At 64.2% G+C, this 15,308-nt stretch carries 13 protein-coding genes; 3 read left to right on the forward strand and 10 right to left on the reverse strand.

What is annotated here, in order from left to right; genetic code table 11:
* Nucleotides 1-70 precede the first annotated feature (70 nt).
* Together P6U24_RS08020 and P6U24_RS08025 are read left to right on the forward strand one after the other, a co-directional pair.
* Entirely contained in the window at nucleotides 71-1,285 is a 1,215-nt protein-coding gene (locus P6U24_RS08020; protein WP_407158605.1) for an Nramp family divalent metal transporter, read from the forward strand.
* A gap of 95 nt (nucleotides 1,286-1,380) precedes the next feature.
* Nucleotides 1,381-2,457, forward strand: a complete 1,077-nt coding sequence (locus P6U24_RS08025; protein WP_407158606.1) for a flavodoxin family protein — start codon at nucleotides 1,381-1,383, stop codon at nucleotides 2,455-2,457.
* Between the two features lie 8 nt (nucleotides 2,458-2,465).
* On the opposite strand, the gene P6U24_RS08030 is transcribed toward P6U24_RS08025, so the two are convergent.
* Together P6U24_RS08030 and P6U24_RS08035 are read right to left on the reverse strand one after the other, a co-directional pair.
* Nucleotides 2,466-4,841, reverse strand: coding sequence for a glucose/quinate/shikimate family membrane-bound PQQ-dependent dehydrogenase (locus tag P6U24_RS08030; RefSeq protein WP_407158607.1), 2,376 nt, complete (start codon nucleotides 4,839-4,841; stop codon nucleotides 2,466-2,468).
* A 42-nt stretch (nucleotides 4,842-4,883) separates the two neighbouring features.
* Nucleotides 4,884-5,087: a hypothetical protein gene (locus P6U24_RS08035; RefSeq protein WP_407158608.1), complete on the reverse strand. Its 204-nt coding sequence runs from the start codon at nucleotides 5,085-5,087 to the stop codon at nucleotides 4,884-4,886.
* Between the two features lie 211 nt (nucleotides 5,088-5,298).
* Between P6U24_RS08035 and P6U24_RS08040 the strand changes: the two genes are divergently transcribed.
* Nucleotides 5,299-6,198: an NAD(P)/FAD-dependent oxidoreductase gene (locus tag P6U24_RS08040; protein ID WP_407158609.1), complete on the forward strand. Its 900-nt coding sequence runs from the start codon at nucleotides 5,299-5,301 to the stop codon at nucleotides 6,196-6,198.
* A 7-nt stretch (nucleotides 6,199-6,205) separates the two neighbouring features.
* Here P6U24_RS08040 and P6U24_RS08045 read toward each other — a convergent pair whose 3' ends face one another.
* The 8 genes from P6U24_RS08045 to P6U24_RS08080 are packed head-to-tail and all read right to left on the reverse strand — an operon-like array spanning nucleotide 6,206 to nucleotide 15,189.
* Nucleotides 6,206-7,273, reverse strand: a complete 1,068-nt coding sequence (locus P6U24_RS08045) for a UDP-glucuronic acid decarboxylase family protein (RefSeq protein WP_407158610.1) — start codon at nucleotides 7,271-7,273, stop codon at nucleotides 6,206-6,208.
* Nucleotides 7,270-8,409, reverse strand: a complete 1,140-nt coding sequence (locus P6U24_RS08050; RefSeq protein ID WP_407158611.1) for a glycosyltransferase — start codon at nucleotides 8,407-8,409, stop codon at nucleotides 7,270-7,272. The genes P6U24_RS08045 and P6U24_RS08050 overlap by 4 nt, the downstream gene beginning before the upstream one ends.
* Nucleotides 8,406-9,494: a glycosyltransferase gene (locus P6U24_RS08055; RefSeq protein WP_407158612.1), complete on the reverse strand. Its 1,089-nt coding sequence runs from the start codon at nucleotides 9,492-9,494 to the stop codon at nucleotides 8,406-8,408. The genes P6U24_RS08050 and P6U24_RS08055 overlap by 4 nt, the downstream gene beginning before the upstream one ends.
* Nucleotides 9,491-10,621 (reverse strand): glycosyltransferase, encoded by a 1,131-nt coding sequence (locus P6U24_RS08060; RefSeq protein WP_407158613.1) that lies wholly within the window; start codon nucleotides 10,619-10,621, stop codon nucleotides 9,491-9,493. Before P6U24_RS08060 ends, P6U24_RS08055 begins: the two co-directional genes overlap by 4 nt.
* Nucleotides 10,618-11,730, reverse strand: a complete 1,113-nt coding sequence (locus P6U24_RS08065) for a glycosyltransferase family 4 protein (protein WP_407158614.1) — start codon at nucleotides 11,728-11,730, stop codon at nucleotides 10,618-10,620. Before P6U24_RS08065 ends, P6U24_RS08060 begins: the two co-directional genes overlap by 4 nt.
* Entirely contained in the window at nucleotides 11,727-13,016 is a 1,290-nt protein-coding gene (locus P6U24_RS08070) for a TIGR04295 family B12-binding domain-containing radical SAM protein (RefSeq protein ID WP_407158615.1), read from the reverse strand. The genes P6U24_RS08065 and P6U24_RS08070 overlap by 4 nt, the downstream gene beginning before the upstream one ends.
* Complete coding sequence (locus P6U24_RS08075) at nucleotides 13,013-14,077, reverse strand: SDR family NAD(P)-dependent oxidoreductase (protein ID WP_407160386.1); 1,065 nt, start codon at nucleotides 14,075-14,077, stop codon at nucleotides 13,013-13,015. Before P6U24_RS08075 ends, P6U24_RS08070 begins: the two co-directional genes overlap by 4 nt.
* Nucleotides 14,077-15,189, reverse strand: a complete 1,113-nt coding sequence (locus P6U24_RS08080; RefSeq protein WP_407158616.1) for an NAD-dependent epimerase/dehydratase family protein — start codon at nucleotides 15,187-15,189, stop codon at nucleotides 14,077-14,079. Before P6U24_RS08080 ends, P6U24_RS08075 begins: the two co-directional genes overlap by 1 nt.
* Between the last annotated feature and the right edge of the window lie 119 nt (nucleotides 15,190-15,308).

A 15,308-nucleotide genomic window follows, 5' to 3' on the forward strand; every position in this document is an offset into this window, starting at 1 on the left:
TGCGAAGCGGAAGTCGATGACGTCGTCGCCTCGACAGAATAAGGGATGGTCTCGAGCCATTGGGCTCGGCATGGTCACCGGTGCAGCGGACGACGATTGCTCGGCAATCGGAACATATGCCAGCGCGGGCGCAAAGTTCGGCCTGACCCTGCTTTGGACTGCGCCCGTCACGTTTCCGATGATGTTTGCGATCGTTTATCTGTCCTCGAAACTTGGACAGGTTGCGGGCAAGGGGCTCTTTCAACTGGTCAAGGATCACTATCCTCGCTGGGTGCTATGGCCCGCCCTGGTTGGCGTGCTGATCGGAAACACGATCGAGGCGGGCGCAGACCTCGCCGGCATGGCTGCGGCGGTGAACATCTTCCTGCCTGTCTCGCCCTTCCTGACCGTTGTCGGCGTTGCGATCCTCATCTTTCTGCTCCAGACCTTCGGCTCCTATACGCTGATCCGGAATGTCTTTCGCTGGCTGGCGCTGGCGCTGTTCGCGTATGCAGGAGCGGCGGTTCTTGCCAGGCCCGATTTGAACGAGGTGCTGCGAGGAACATTCATTCCGCATATCGAGCTGTCCAAGGAGGCGCTCTCGATCCTCGTCGCCATCATCGGCACCACGCTTTCCGCTTACCTCTACACGTGGCAGTCGAACATCGAGGTGGAGGAAAAGATCGCGCAGGGCAAGACGCGGATCGAGCAGCGGCAGGGAGCCAGTTCGTCGGAGCTGCAGCAGTCGAGCCGCGACATCGTCATCGGAATGGCGTTCTCGAATTTCATCATGTACACGATCATCCTTGCGACCGGGGCCACGCTGTTCAAGGCAGGCAATCACGACATCGAGAGTGCAGCGCAGGCGGCACAGGCGTTGCGGCCGCTGCTCGGGCCGGCTGCAGAAGCGCTCTTCGCCATCGGCATCATCGGCGTGGGTTTTCTGGCAGTCCCCGTGATGACGGCCGGTGCATCATATGATCTGTGCCAGGCGGTCGGCTGGAAGGCCAGCCTCAATGCGCGACCCGCAGAGGCGAAGCACTTCTACATCATGATCGGGGCTTTCACCCTGGCGGCGATCGCGCTCAATGCGTTCAGAATCAACCCGATGAAGGCGCTCGTCTACGCCGGCATCGTGCAGGGCTTTTCGACGCCGCCTCTGCTGCTGATGATCGTTCTGATGACGAATGATCGAAAGATCATGGGCGACAAGACGAACAGCTTCTGGCTCAACCTCCTGAGCTGGATCACCGTCGTTGCGATCTTCGCCGCAAGCGCAGGCCTGGTTGTCAGCTGGCTGGTCTAAGCACGACCGTCCGCCCTGGCTCTCATGGAACAAGGGCCCCATGGGCGAGTTCCTCATGATTCGCGATCAGTGAATTCCCAGCCGAAGGGAGCTGCATGCCGATACCCGACGTTCGCAAGGGAATGCCGCCGGTCAAATTGTCCCGCGAGGAATTCGAGCGGCGCTATCGTGATCGGTTCACCGACCCGGTGTTCGATCCGCTGGCGCAGCAGTGCGATGCAATCATCAATGCGGCGTGGGATGCTTATAGCCACGCGCGCAAGGCGCCGGTGACGCGGAAGGCGGGCGAGGGATTTGCCGATCCAGACTACGAGATCGCGGTGGACTGGCTGGCCGCGCGCGACGCGATCCTGCAGGCGCAGCGCGTCCACAACGATTCCAGCAGGCCGCCATGCATTCTGGTCATCAACGGATCTCCGCGCAGCGAGCACTCCTGTCCAGGCGAGATGTCGAAGAGCTGGCGGCTGTTCGAACTGGCCCGTCATGTCTTCGCCCAGATGGGCTTTGCCGTGAACGAGCTCGACCTGTCGCGGCTCACCTCCGAATTCGGCAAGCAGATCCATCCCTGCAAGTCCTGCGTCGCGACCGCGATGCCGCTCTGTCACTGGCCCTGCAGCTGCTATCCGAACTATTCGCTTGGCCAGATCGATGATTGGATGAACGAGATCTATCCGCTCTGGGTCGCTGCGCACGGCATCATGATCGTCACGCCCGTGCACTGGTATCAGGCGCCGACAGTGCTGAAGGCCATGATGGACCGGCTCGTCTGCGCCGATGGCGGCAATCCTGATCCGAGCTCGACCCACGGCAAGGTCGCAGCGGAGGCCAAGGCGCTGGAGCTCGAGGGCTGGCCATATCCCCGGCATCTGGCCGGCCGGTTCTTCAGCCTGGTTGTCCATGGCGACGCCGTCGGCGCCGAGACATTGCGGCGCTCGCTTTCGGACTGGCTGACGGATATGTCGCTGATCTCCGTCGGACGCACCGGCGAAGTCGATGGCTATGTCGGGTACATGGAGCCCTATGCGACCTCCCACCAAGGGCTTGATGAGGATCGCGCGTTTCAGAAGGAGGTCGAGAACGCCGCGCGTGCGCTCGGCCAGGCCGTGAAGCTCGCGCGCGCTGGAAAGCTCGAGGAGCCCGGGCGAGGGCTGCGTGATCCGATTCCGAAGTAGCGTGCGGGCTACTGTTTCACCGCGTAGGCCCGGACATAGTCCCCGAGCTTCGTGCCGAACGAGCCGTGACCGCCGGCGACGGTGACGACATATTGCGTGCCATTGGCTTCATAGGTCATCGGTGTCGACTGCCCGCCGGCCGGCAGCCGGTCCTGCCACAGCAGCTTGCCGTCCTCGACGTCGAACGCCCGGATATAGTCGTCCATGGTCCCGGTCAGGAAGGCGACGCCTCCGGCGGTGACGATCGGGCCGCCCAGCATGGGAACACCGAGCTTGAATGGAAGCGGCAGCGCCGTCGCATCGCGGATGGTGCCGACGCGATGCTGCCAGACGATCTTGTTGGTCTTCAGGTCGAGCGCGGCAAGACTGCCCCAAGGCGGCGCCATGCAGGGAATGTGAAACGGCGACAGAAAGATGCCGAGATCGACACCGTATGGCGTGCCATACATCGGCTGCACGCCGAGCTCCGTTCCCGGCGGATGGGCGGCATCGGGAGCGGCGGGATTGTCCTTGCCACGCGGTACCAGGCGCGAGATGAAGGGAATCGATTGCGGATTGGCGATCGCAATCTGCCGGCGTGGATCGACCGCGATGCCGCCCCATTCGAACATGCCGAAATCGCCGGGATAGACCAGCGTCCCCTGCTCGGACGGCGGCGTGAACGGCCCTTCGTAGCGCAGCCGCTTGAACTTCACCCGGCAGATCAGCTGATCAAACATCGTGCTGCCCCACATCTGCGCCTCCGTCAGCATCTTGTCGGGCCGGAAGCTCAGATCGGAGAACGGCTGGGTGGGCGCGGTGTGGTCGCCGGGAGCCGCGCCTTGCGGAACGGGGCGTTCCGGCGCCGGCACGAGCAGGTGCCCATCACGGCGATCCAGCACGAAGATGTTGCCGGTCTTCGCAGGGACATAGATCGCCGGTGTTACGTCGCTGCCCTGATGCAGGTCGATCAGGCTCGGCTGCGAGGGCATATCCATGTCCCAGAGATCGTGATGCACGTTCTGGAACGACCAGCGCAGCTTGCCGGTGGCGATGTCGAGCGCCACCAATGCGGAATCGTAACGCTCTTGGTCCGGCGTGCGATGTCCCGCCCAGATATCCGGCGAGCTCGATCCGAGCGGCTCGTAGACCAGGCCGAGCTTTTCGTCGACGGCGGCGACAGCCCACGAATTCGGTGAGCCGGGGGTGAACTGATGAGTTTCGGACGGCATCTCATTGGGATCGGGATTGCCGGCGTCGAACGCCCAGATCAGCCGGCCGGAATAGATATCGAAGCCCCGGATCGCGCCGGACGGCACCTTATCGGAATAATTGTCGATCACGGCGCCGGCCATGATCAGGATCTTGTCGGTCACGACCGGCGGGGAGGTGCCTTCATAGAAGCCGAGCGTCTTGATCTCGTTGCCTTCCTTCAGGTCGATCTGACCATGATCGCCAAAACCATTGCAGGGCTTGCCGGTCTCCGCATCGAGCGCGAACAGGCGGCCGTCATTGGTTGGCAGGAAGATGCGCTTGGGGCAGTCGTCAGGTGCCGGCGCGCCATCCGCGGTGACAGCGCCGGGAGCGGTCTCGTGATAAGCGACGCCGCGACAGGTCATGTGTTGAAAGTTCTTGTTGTGCTGGATTTGCGGATCGAACTTCCAGCGCAGCTTGCCGGTCGCGGCTTCCAGGGCGAACACGATCTGATGCGGCGAGCAGGTGTAGAGCAGATCGCCGATCTTCAGCGGCGTCGCCTCGTTGGTGAATTCATCGGGATCATCGGGCCCCTTGTGATCGCCGGTCTGGAATTCCCAGGCGAGCTTGAGGTCCTTCACATTGTCCTTGTTGATTGCGGAAAGGTCGGAATAGCGTGTGCCGGAACCGGTGCCGCCATAGGCGGTCCAATCGACCTTGGCCGGCGGATCGCTGAGATCGGCGATGGCGTTCGCCTGCGGCAGCACGCCGGCAATGGCAAACCGGTCTGAGCTCAAGGACACGACGAGAACGACGATCGACGCCGCCAGCGCGACGCCAAGGGCGCGCCGTGCGGTTCGCGCGCCGGCAGAGAGATGCGAGACGATGAAAGGAAAGAGCAGCCACACGCCGAGGGGAACAAGGATGTCGCCGCGCGGCGCCAGCGACCAGAAGTCGAGCCCCACCTCCCAGATCGCCCAGATCAGCGTGCCGAGCAGCAGTGCCGCATAGACCCAAAGTGCCAGAGCGCTGCGACGCACCAGTAGCCAGCTCGTGACCGCCAGCGCCACGCCGGCGATGACGTAATAGATCGAGCCACCGAGCACAGCCAGCCAAAGACCTCCCGCGAACAGCAGGATGCTCATCAGCTGCATCACGATGATGGTCGCTCCGAGCACGGGCGCGCGCGGTCGCTCGCTCACATTGGCCATGATCGTCAGCTCCCCTGCATAGGTTGGCTCGTAGCGATGAGGTCACATGATGAAGTCGGAACCCGCGCCGGCGGGTTCCTGACAGTCTGCCGCGCACGGCTTTATCTTGAGATGATCCTCGAGGAATTTCCTGCCGTCCGGGCCGATCTCGACCAGTCCGGCACTTTCCGCGGCATCCCAGGCTTCCTGCTCGGTCGCGAACACCCGGGTCAATCTCTCACTCTCCTCGAACACGGCATACGGCATGATCGTCTCCCCGATGGGTCCTGTTACGCAGCTCAAATCCTGCATTCATCATCGGTTCCAAATCTCGGCGCTTCGGGCTCGCGCGCCGGCTTCGTCTCCGGTCCGCAGCGGAGCGCGACGTGTTGCGGGATTAGGAACTTCCGATCACTGCGGGCGTAGCTGCCCGGAGGGCTTTCTCCCGGGCGCAGTTTCGATCCAGTAGGACTGTTTGATGCAGCAAGCCGAAGTTCTGATCGTCGGCGGAGGGCCGGCGGGTCTGATGGCTGCGATCTATCTGGCGCGATTTCGCCGGGACGTGCGGGTCGTCGATGCCGGCGCCAGCAGGGCCGCGCTCATCCCTCGCAGCCACAATCTGCCAGGTTTTCCCGACGGCGTGCCCGGTCACGAGCTGCTGGCACGCATGCGAAAGCAGGTCATGGAGCTCGGAGTCCCGCTCGTTCGCGGCGAGGTGACGTCCTTGGAGCAGACGGACGGACTGCTGCTGGCACGTCACGCCGGCGACGAAACAGCGGCTCAACGTCTCATCATGGCGACCGGCATCGTCGACAGGCAAGTGCCGTTTCCGGATTGGGTCGATGCGGTTGCTCGCGGCCTGCTGCGCTATTGTCCGATTTGCGACGCCTATGAGGCGATCGATCGACGGATTGCGGTGCTTGGTCCGCTCGATCAAGCTGGTCCCAAAGCTCTTTTCCTGCGGACTTACAGTACCGACATCACGCTGATCCCAAGTGACGGTCGTGACTCGGCGATCAGGCCTCGTCTGCTGGACGCAGGAATCCGGATCGCACCCGCGCTGCGGCATCTGCAGCGGACGGCCGACGCGATGCAGGCGCTGCTGGCCGATGGATCAGTCGAGCGGTTCGAGATGATCTATCCCGCGATGGGCGCGGATGTCCGATCGGAGTTGCTGGTCAGGCTCGGCGCGCATCATACGCCGGATGGATTCCTCACGGTCGATGACAAGCAGCAGAGCAGCATCCCACACGTCTACGGCATAGGCGACGTGGTCACCGATCTGCATCAGATCAGCGTGGCGTTCGGCCATGCCGCCGTCGCCGCATGTCACGCGCACAATTCATTGCCGATGCGGCACGAGCCGCGTGCGCGTTGACAGAGCGTCAGCGCGCTTGCTGCGAATTTGCGAGCGTCAGCCGGGTGCGACCGGACCGCCGCGACGGGCTCGGCTGCTTCTTCGTCGCCGCCGGATCGTGAGCCGCAACCTCCAGCGCGAAATAGGCGACGGTTGCTTCGAGCCCCTTGCGCAGCGGGATCCGCGGTCGCCAGCCCAGCAGCTTTTCGGCCGTCGTGATCAGCGGCTTGCGCCGCTTGGGATCGTCGACCGGCAGCGGCTTGAACTCCAGAGGCGAGACCGAATTGGTGCAGTTGAGCACCTCGCGCGCGATCGCCTCGATGCTCATCTCGTGCGGATTTCCGAGATTGACCGGACCGGTGACGCCGGCCGGACTCTCCATCAGCATTTCAAGACCGCGCACGAGATCGTCGACGAAGCAGAAGCTGCGCGTCTGGCTGCCGGAGCCGTAGACCGTGATCGGCGCGCCGCGCAGCGCCTGGACGATGAAGTTCGACACCACGCGGCCGTCGTTCTCATGCATGCGCGGGCCATAGGTGTTGAAGATGCGCGCGACCTTGATCTCCAGGTCGTGCATGCGGCGATAGTCGAACATCAGCGTCTCGGCGGCGCGTTTGCCCTCATCATAGCAGGCGCGCGGCCCGATCGTGTTGACATGACCAGTATAGCTCTCCGGTTGCGGATGCACCTCCGGATCGCCATAGACCTCGCTGGTGGACGCCTGCAGAATCCGCGCCGATTTTTGCCGTGCCAGCTCCAAAAGGTTCAAAGTGCCGATCACGCAGGTCTTCATCGTGCCGACCGGATCCTGCTGATAATGCGGCGGCGAGGCCGGACAGGCGAAATTGTAGATGCGGTCGATCGGCCCATCGAGCTGCAACGGCTCCCGCACGTCGTGCTCGATGAAGCGGAAGTGCGGATGATTGAGCAGCGGCCGGACGTTGCGCATCGCACCGGTGTGCAGATTGTCCAGGCAGATCACGGTATCGCCGCGCTGCAAGAGCGTGTCGCAAATATGCGAGCCGATGAAACCGGCGCCTCCGGCGACGAGTGTCCTATGCGAGCGGCGGGTATGAATGGGCATTTGAACGTTCATGACAATCCCAGCTTCAGTTCGGCGGCCTCACTTGCTGCGCGCGCGGCAGACCACCGCGATGGTCGGGACCGGCGCGCGAGCGCCTCGCGGTAATAATCCTCAAGCTGCTGAGCCCGATGGCCCGGCGTATGTTCGCGGAGTACCCGCCGGCGGGCACGCTCGGCGATCGAGCGCCTTGTGTCGTCAGTCATGTTCTCGAGGATATCCGTCACATCCCGGGGCGAGGCGACGACCAGAATCTCGCTGTTCGGCACGAAGATGGTCTCGAGCCCGGGCCAGTGATCGGACAATATCGGCGTGCCGCAGGCCGCCGCCTCGAACAGCCGGACGCTGGGCGAGAATCCAAGGGCCCGCATGTCGGCGCGCGTGACATTGAGCGTGAAGCGCTGCGCAGCGAAGAACGCGGGATGTCGATGCTGCGCGACATGCGCGATCCGCTCCACATTGTCGGGCCAGACGAGATTGTCGGGATATTGCGCGCCGGCGACCACCAGCCGCTCGCTGGCGAGACGGCGCGCCGGCTCGATCAGCAGGCTTTCGAGCTGTGGCTGACGATCTGCGCTGTAGGTGCCGAGGTAGCCGAGTGACCAGCACTGAGGCTCCCGCTTCGGCCGATAGAGATCGACGTCAGCGCTGCAATAGAGCACCCGTGCCATCGGGCTGCTGTAGATGTCCTCGATCATCGTCAGCGCGGGCCCGCCCGAGAACGACAGATAGATGTCGAACCGCGGGATCATGGCGGGGGAAAGATAGTCGAGTCCCTGTTCGAGCCCCGCCAGCGTGACCGGCGTATCGATGTCGTAGAACGCCGTGAGCCCTCGCGCGTGGGACGTGACCCAATTGGCGATCGCGATGCCGTCGGGAACGTAGGAGCCGATGATCACAAGGTCGGCGTCTTGCACCAGATGCCCGTAACGACGCGGCAGCTCCTGCAGGGATTGATAGATGTGCACACTCCAGCCGTCGGGCTTGGTGAGATCGCGATGATCGCGATACCAGGGGACGTCGCGCTCCAGGAACGTCACGGCGTGGCCGCGCCGTGCCAGCGCCGAGAGCAGCGCACGGTAGGTGGTGGCATGGCCGTTGCCCCAGGACGACGTGACGGATAACCCGATGACGACGATGTTCAGGTTCATTCTGCGGCCTCGATCCTGGTGTTCATGCCTTCGAGCAGGTTGTTGAATTGACGCGCGCGGTGCCGATAGGTGTGGTGCGCGAGGACGCGCGCGCGCCCGCGCTCGCCGATCAGGCGCGCACGTTCGGGCGACAGCGCATCGAGATGAGCGGCGACGTCCGAGCCGTCGGCGGCGACCAGAACCTCGCGGTCCGGCTCGAGAAACAGTTCAATGCCCTGCCACTCATCGGTGATGAGGCAGGCGCCGGCACCGGCGGCCTCGAACACGCGGGTCGGCGGCGAGAAGCCGTAGCGCGCCATGCTGTCGCGATTGACGTTCAGCGTCGCGCGCGCGGAGCAGAAGAATGCATTGTGGTCGTCCGTGCCCACATGGCCAACGGTCCGGATATTGGCGGGCATGGGCTTGCCGTCCCAGCCGGCGCCGCCGAGCACGAAGCGCTGCTGTGGAAGATGCGAGGCGGCGTCGATGAAGAAGCGCTCGATCCGGGTCTCGCGGTCGGGTAAGCGGTTGGCGAGCAGATTGAGGTCGGCGGCAAAGGCCGGCTTCGGGAGCGCCGGGTGGTGCGTCGCCGGATCGAGCGCGTTGTAGATCGGCACGCAATCGCGGGCGCCGGCCGCGCGATAGGCTCTCACGACGGGATCACCACCGCCATAGGTCAGCACCGCATCATAGCGAGGAATGGCCTTGCGAAGATGATGGTGGGGATCGAGCGCGATCGCATCCAACGTTGCGGGCGCGTCGACATCCCAATAGATCCGCGCAGCATTGGACGGCACGGTCGCGATGGCATCTTCAAGCTCGGCATCGAATACGCCGACGCCGCTGGCCTTGATCAGGAGATCGGCCGATTGCGCGGCCTGCGCGACCATCCTTTGCCAGCTATCCGGCGTGGCCGGATAGACGACGACCTTGGCCCAGGCCGGATCCTCGATGTCGCGATGGGCCTGCCGTTCGAACGCGTCGGGCTCGTAGAAGGTGACGTCGTGGCCGAGGGCAGCGATTTCCTTGAGCATGCCGCGATAATAGGTCGCGGCACCATTCCAGTAGCACGACACCAGGCTCGAACCGAAGAAACAGATCTTCACGACGCAACTCCCTCGAGTTCGGCCGGTGCCGTGCTTCCTGGTGAGCGGTCCAGCGTGCTCACGATGCGCAGCAATTGCTCGGCGCGATGACGGCAGGTGTGGCTTGCGAGCACGGCTGCACGGGCCCTTGCCGCCATTGCCGATGCCAGCTCGTGGTCCGACAGCAGCCGGCGGAGTGCCCGCTGCATGTCCGCGCCGCTGCCGACGCGCAGATAGGTGCCTTCGGGAAACAGCGCCTCGACGTCCTCCCATGGAGCCGAGACGATCGGGATGCCGCAGGCCATTGCCTCGAACATGCGAATGGTCGGAATGCCCTTTAGCGAATGGGCATAGGGCGCGCGCGGCACGTGCACGGTGACACGCGCATCGGCAAGGGCCTGCGGCGCGCGATGCGCCGGCAGCCAGCCGCCAAAGTGGATGCCCGCGGCCTCGATGACATCGAGCGCGTCCGCTGGATAGCGGACGCCGTAGATGATGGCATCGAGTCCGAGCGTAGCGACCGGCTCGATCAAATATTGCCGCAGTTCGGCGCTGCGCTCCTCATCGCCCCAATTGCCGATCCAGACCAGATCGTGCCGTGGTCGGCTCTGCGGCAGGGGCCGATAGAGCGCGGCGTCGGCCGCTTCGTGCCAGGTGAAGGCGCGGTTGGCCCAGCCGAGCGTGAGATAAATCTGCCGCAGCACCTCGCCGAAGGCGAGCACGCCGTCATAGCCATTCAGATCGAAGCGGGCGAGTTCGTGCGGCGCCGTCACCGCGCGGTGGTGCGTGTCGTGAAACAGAAGCGCAAACCTGCCACCCGCCATGCGGCGCCGGCCGATCCTCCTGACGAGATCCGGCTCGTTCCACTCGTGGACCAGGACGACATCGGCGCCATTGAGCGCAGCGTCAAGATCCAGCGCCTTGTCGTAGAGCCGAACGTTTACACCGGGAAACAAGGCCAGGACTTCGCGAAGGCTGGCGCTGCCGCCGTCGCGCACGGCATTTTGCCGACTCCAGCCGTCGGCGGGTTCGTAGACGACGACCTCATGGCCGAGCGCGGCGAGCTCGCGGGCGACACCACGCAGGAAATGCGCATTGCCGTTGTTCCAGCAGGACGAGAATGCATGATAGAAGAACACACACTTCATGCGCAGGACTCGACAAGAGGTTGGGTTGAGCGTTGACCGAGCAGGTCGAGGTAGAGCTCGGCATAGCGCGTCGCCATTCGTCCGACCGTATAGCGGCGAGCGCGCCGCCGCGCCGCGCGCTGCAGGGCGGTGCAGGCATCCGCATCGGCTGCAAGCCAAGACAGTGCGCTTCGCAGCGCGTTCTCATCGGCGGGCGCGACAAAGATCGCCGCGTCCTGCCATAGCTCCCGGAACGTCGGAATATCTGCCAGCACGAGCGCGCAGCCGGCTGCAGCGGCTTCCAGCACCGATAGGCCGAATGGTTCGTACAAAGCAGGACTTGCGAAGATCGCCGCGCCGAGCATCCGCTGCCAGAGCTCGGCCTGCGGCAATTCACCGAGCAAGTGGATTGGAAGGTTCTGCTGGCCCGGCTCGGCGCCCGCGCCTGCCACCTCGATAGGACACGGCACCGCATCAGCAACGGCCGCAAGCGCCGCGAGGTTCTTCGCCTTGTCCCACATCCGGCCGGCGGCCAGGATGAGAGGCTGTTTGGGCATGATGCTCTGGAACGCAGGCGTGAAGCCGTTCCAGATCAACACACCGGGCCGTGGCGGACGATAGAGGTTTGCGATGGTCTCGCCGAAGGCGCAGGTTGGCGCGACCCAGACTGAGGCCTTGCCGAGCCCAGCCGCGACGAGCTGGCTGTAGCGCTGCCAGCGCGGCTCGGCGAGAAAGGTCGTATCATGGCAGGCTTGGCCCCAGGAATTGACGCAGGAATGCGCAACCAGCACCACTGGCGCATGCCACTCAAACGTCGCCTCGCGATAGCTGTTGAGATGAATGATATCGGGCCGGATCTCTTGATCGAGCCGGCTCAGCGCTCGGCGCGCCCGATCGAGATCGGCAGCCTCGGGATCCTGCCATTCCAGCGCCAGATCCGTTTCGATCAGGTGGATCTTTGTCGGGTCGAGCATCGCGCGCTGATCGGCCCTCGGCTGTGGTCCCTGCGTGACGAGATGAACCTCCGCGCCAAAGCTCGCCAAACGGTTGGCAAGCGCGGTCGCATAGCTCCAGACACCGCCCACGGTGTCGGTCGTCATCAGGATGCGGGTGGACGACAGCCTGCTCATGGCACGACCTGCAATTCGAGCGCTGTCAGCGGCACCGGCCGTTCGTTCTGCACATCGCTGAACTGGTTGAACTGCGCGAGATAGTGCGCGTGCGCGCGTTCCCAGGCGCGGTCGTCGGGCGCGCCCCAGAGCTTCTGGTAGTCGGGAGATCCCGGATAGGGGTAGAGCGGCACCGGATCGTTGGCCCAGACGCCGGCCTCCTGCATGCGCTCGCGCCAGCGCTGCACGGCGGGATCATCATCCTGCGGCATCTCGATCAGATTGGCCTGCACGAACGGCACGTGCCGTCGTGCCTCGACCAGCCGGTCAGCGAGTTCGTCGGTGCTCATCCGGCAGTTCTTGGCGAGCGCCGCACGTCCTTCCGGTGTGAGGCTTTCGATGCCGGCTTCGATCGAGACGCAGCCAGCGCGGCCCAATAGCTCCAGCATCGGCGGTTTCCACAGATCGATCCGGGTCTGGACGCCGAACTTCAAGCCGCGTGCAACCAGGCCTTCCAGCAGTTCGGCATTGGGCAGGAAGATCTCGTCGATGAAATAAATGTATTCGACGCCTTGCCCGCGCAGCCGGTCGACCTCATCGAGGATCATGGCGGGCGACCGCTTGCGATAGGCATTGCGGAAATTGTCCTTGGCGCAGAACGTGCAATGATAGGGGCAGCCGCGCGAGGCCTCGACCTCGGCGCCGGGGCCGATCGGGGCGGCTTCGAAACGATGGTGATGATGATGGTGCCGCCGGATCATCTCGTCCGGCCATTGCAGCACGGGTTGGCCGACGAAGTCAGCAGCTAACGGACCGCCATTGACGTGGATGATGCCGGCAGGATCTGCGAAGCACAGGCCGGCAAAGTCGCGCTCGCCGTTCGCCAGCCGCAGCAGGCCTTCCTCGCATTCGCCCATCAGGACGAAGGTGACCCCAAGTTTCCGCAGCGTCATTCGGGGTGTGGTCGAGCCGTGCGGCCCGACCGCAACCAGCGTGGCGGCAATGTCGCGCAGCGATAGCACAAGCTCTTGAGGCACGCGCAGCTCGGGCGGCGCACAACGCCAGAACAGATAGGTCGGCGCCGTGGTCAGCACGATCATGTCTGGCCGAAACGCGATCAGCTCTGCGTGAATGTCCGCGAGCGACAGGTCGAACATGTGCGCGTCGAGCAGCAGCGTGGCGTGACCGGCTTCGCGCAGATGGTGCTGCGAGATGCCGAGCTCGAGCGGCAGATGCGGGCTGCGGCAGCCGAAATAGATGCTGCCGTCAAAAGTCCAGTTGGGATTGACGAGGGCGACGCGGGTCATGCCAGCGCCTCCTGCCCACGTTGCTGCATGAAGCGCGCCGTCAACCAGCTCTGGAGGGCGCCCAGCCCCGTGACAAGCGGCGTCTTCGGCTGCCAGCCGGTAGCCGCCGTCAGTGCACTGACATCGGTCACGTACCAGGGCTGATCGCCCGGCCGCCAGTCGGCGAAGCCGAACTGGATCTTGGCGCCGGAACCCTGCGAGATCAGCGCGATCAACTCGAGCAGGCTGACGGCGTTGGAGGGGCCGCCGCCAAGGTTGAAGACACGTCCGCGTGTGGTCTCGATGTTGTCGAGCACGGCAAGCCAGGCCTCGACGGCATCGCCGACGAAGAGCGCGTCGCGCACCTGACAGCCATCGCCATAGATCGTAAGTCGCATGCCGCGCAGCGCCGAGAGCAGGAAATGCGCGATCCAGCCCTGATCCTCGTTGCCAAACTGCCTGGGGCCATAGATGCAGCTCATCCGCAGCACCGCAGTCCGCAAGCCGTACACCCGTGCGTAATCGTGCACATACTGGTCGGCAGCGCCCTTCGAGCATCCATAGGGGCTGTAGAGATCGAGCGGCGCGGCTTCGGACACGCCGGCTGCGAGCACGGGATCGATCGGCTGATAGCGTTGATCGATGCGGGCGATTTGGTTGTCGCGGATCAGCCGGCCATAGACCTTGTTGGTCGAAGCGAACAGCACCGGTGCGCAGGGATTGTGGAGCCTCACGGCTTCGAGCACGTTCAAGGTGCCGCGGGCATTGATCTCGAAATCGTCGACCGGATCGTCCACGCTCGATGTGACCGCGACCTGTGCGGCAAGGTGCAGGACCGCCTTTGCCTCGCGCACGAGCTCGATGACGGGGATGGAATCGCGCACATCGCCCGTCACGATGGCGATGCGGTCGCCATGGCGTGACTTCAGCCATTGGGCGTTCTCGCGCACACCTGCGCGGGCGTGATTGTCGAGAACCGCAACCTGATCGCCGCGCGTCGCGAGCCGATCGGCCAGGTTGCAGCCGATGAAGCCGCAGCCGCCGGTGATGAGGACAGGCTTGTTGTCGCGGGTCATGTTCATCATGCGACAAGTCCCCGCCGCAGCAGTTCTTCGGTCGCCTTCTCGGCCTGGTCGTCGGCAATCTGATCGGCCAGGTAGCGCGCGAGCTCATCCAGCCCGTCCTCGAAGCGTACGCGAGGTACGAAACCCAGCAGGCTGGCGCTCTTGGTCAGGTCCGCGAAGCAGTGGCGAATATCGCCGGCGCGGTATTTCGCCGTGATCTGGGGCGTCATCTGCGAGCGCCCCATCACGCGGGCAAGATCGTTGGCCACCGATAGGATGCTGCGGCTGACACCGGATCCGACGTTGAAGACGTCATCCGAATGCTCGCTTTCGAGCGCGAGCAGGCAGGCGCGGGCGACGTCATGGACATGCACGAAATCGCGCCGCTGCAGGCCATCCTCGAACACCAGCGGCGGCCGGTCGTTGAGCAGCCGTGCGGCGAAGATCGCGAGCACGCCGGTGTAGGGATTGGACAGGGCCTGGCGCGGCCCGAACACATTGAAGAAGCGCAATGCCAACGTCGGGATGCCATAGGCCTTGCCGGTGATCAGGCACATCCGTTCCTGCGCGTATTTGTTCAGTGCATAGATCGAGCTCAGCGCGGGCTGCTTGCTCTCCGGCGTCGGCACCGGTTCAAGCGCCTGTCCAGATGCATCGAGGAGCTCCCAGACGCCGCGCTTGAGCTGCGCAATCGATCGCTCGTCCGGCGCGACCAGCGACCCGTCTGCGGCGCGGCAGGCGCCTTCGCCGTAGATGCTCATGGAGGACGCGACGACGAGGCGCTTGACCGGCCGGTTCGCCAGCGCCTGCAGCAGCACGGCCGTGCCGAGCTCATTGGTCCGCACATAGGACTCGATGTCATACATGCTCTGGCCGACGCCGACACTGGACGCCAGATGCAGCACGAGGTCGACGCCACGCAGCGCGCGCTCGACCGCAAGCGCGTCGGTGACATCGCCGACCATCAGCTCCGCCTCGGGATGCAGATAGCGGGGACGCTCACGGCTCGGGCCGTGCACCTGAGGTGCCAGCGCGTCGAGGAGCCGGACATCATATCCGGAATCGATGAGCGCATCGGCTGCATGCGAGCCGATGAACCCTGCGCCTCCGGTAATCAGGACACGAGCCATGCGCAGAAACTCCTCAGGATGATCATTCAGTTCGGCGGTGGAACCGGCGTGACGTACTTTCCTTTGGAGAAGCAGCGCAGCGAATGATCGTTCCTACCTGACGTACAAACAAAAATTTC

The organism is Bradyrhizobium sp. STM 3557, from assembly GCF_045571465.1.
Classification (GTDB): Bacteria; Pseudomonadota; Alphaproteobacteria; order Rhizobiales; family Xanthobacteraceae; genus Bradyrhizobium.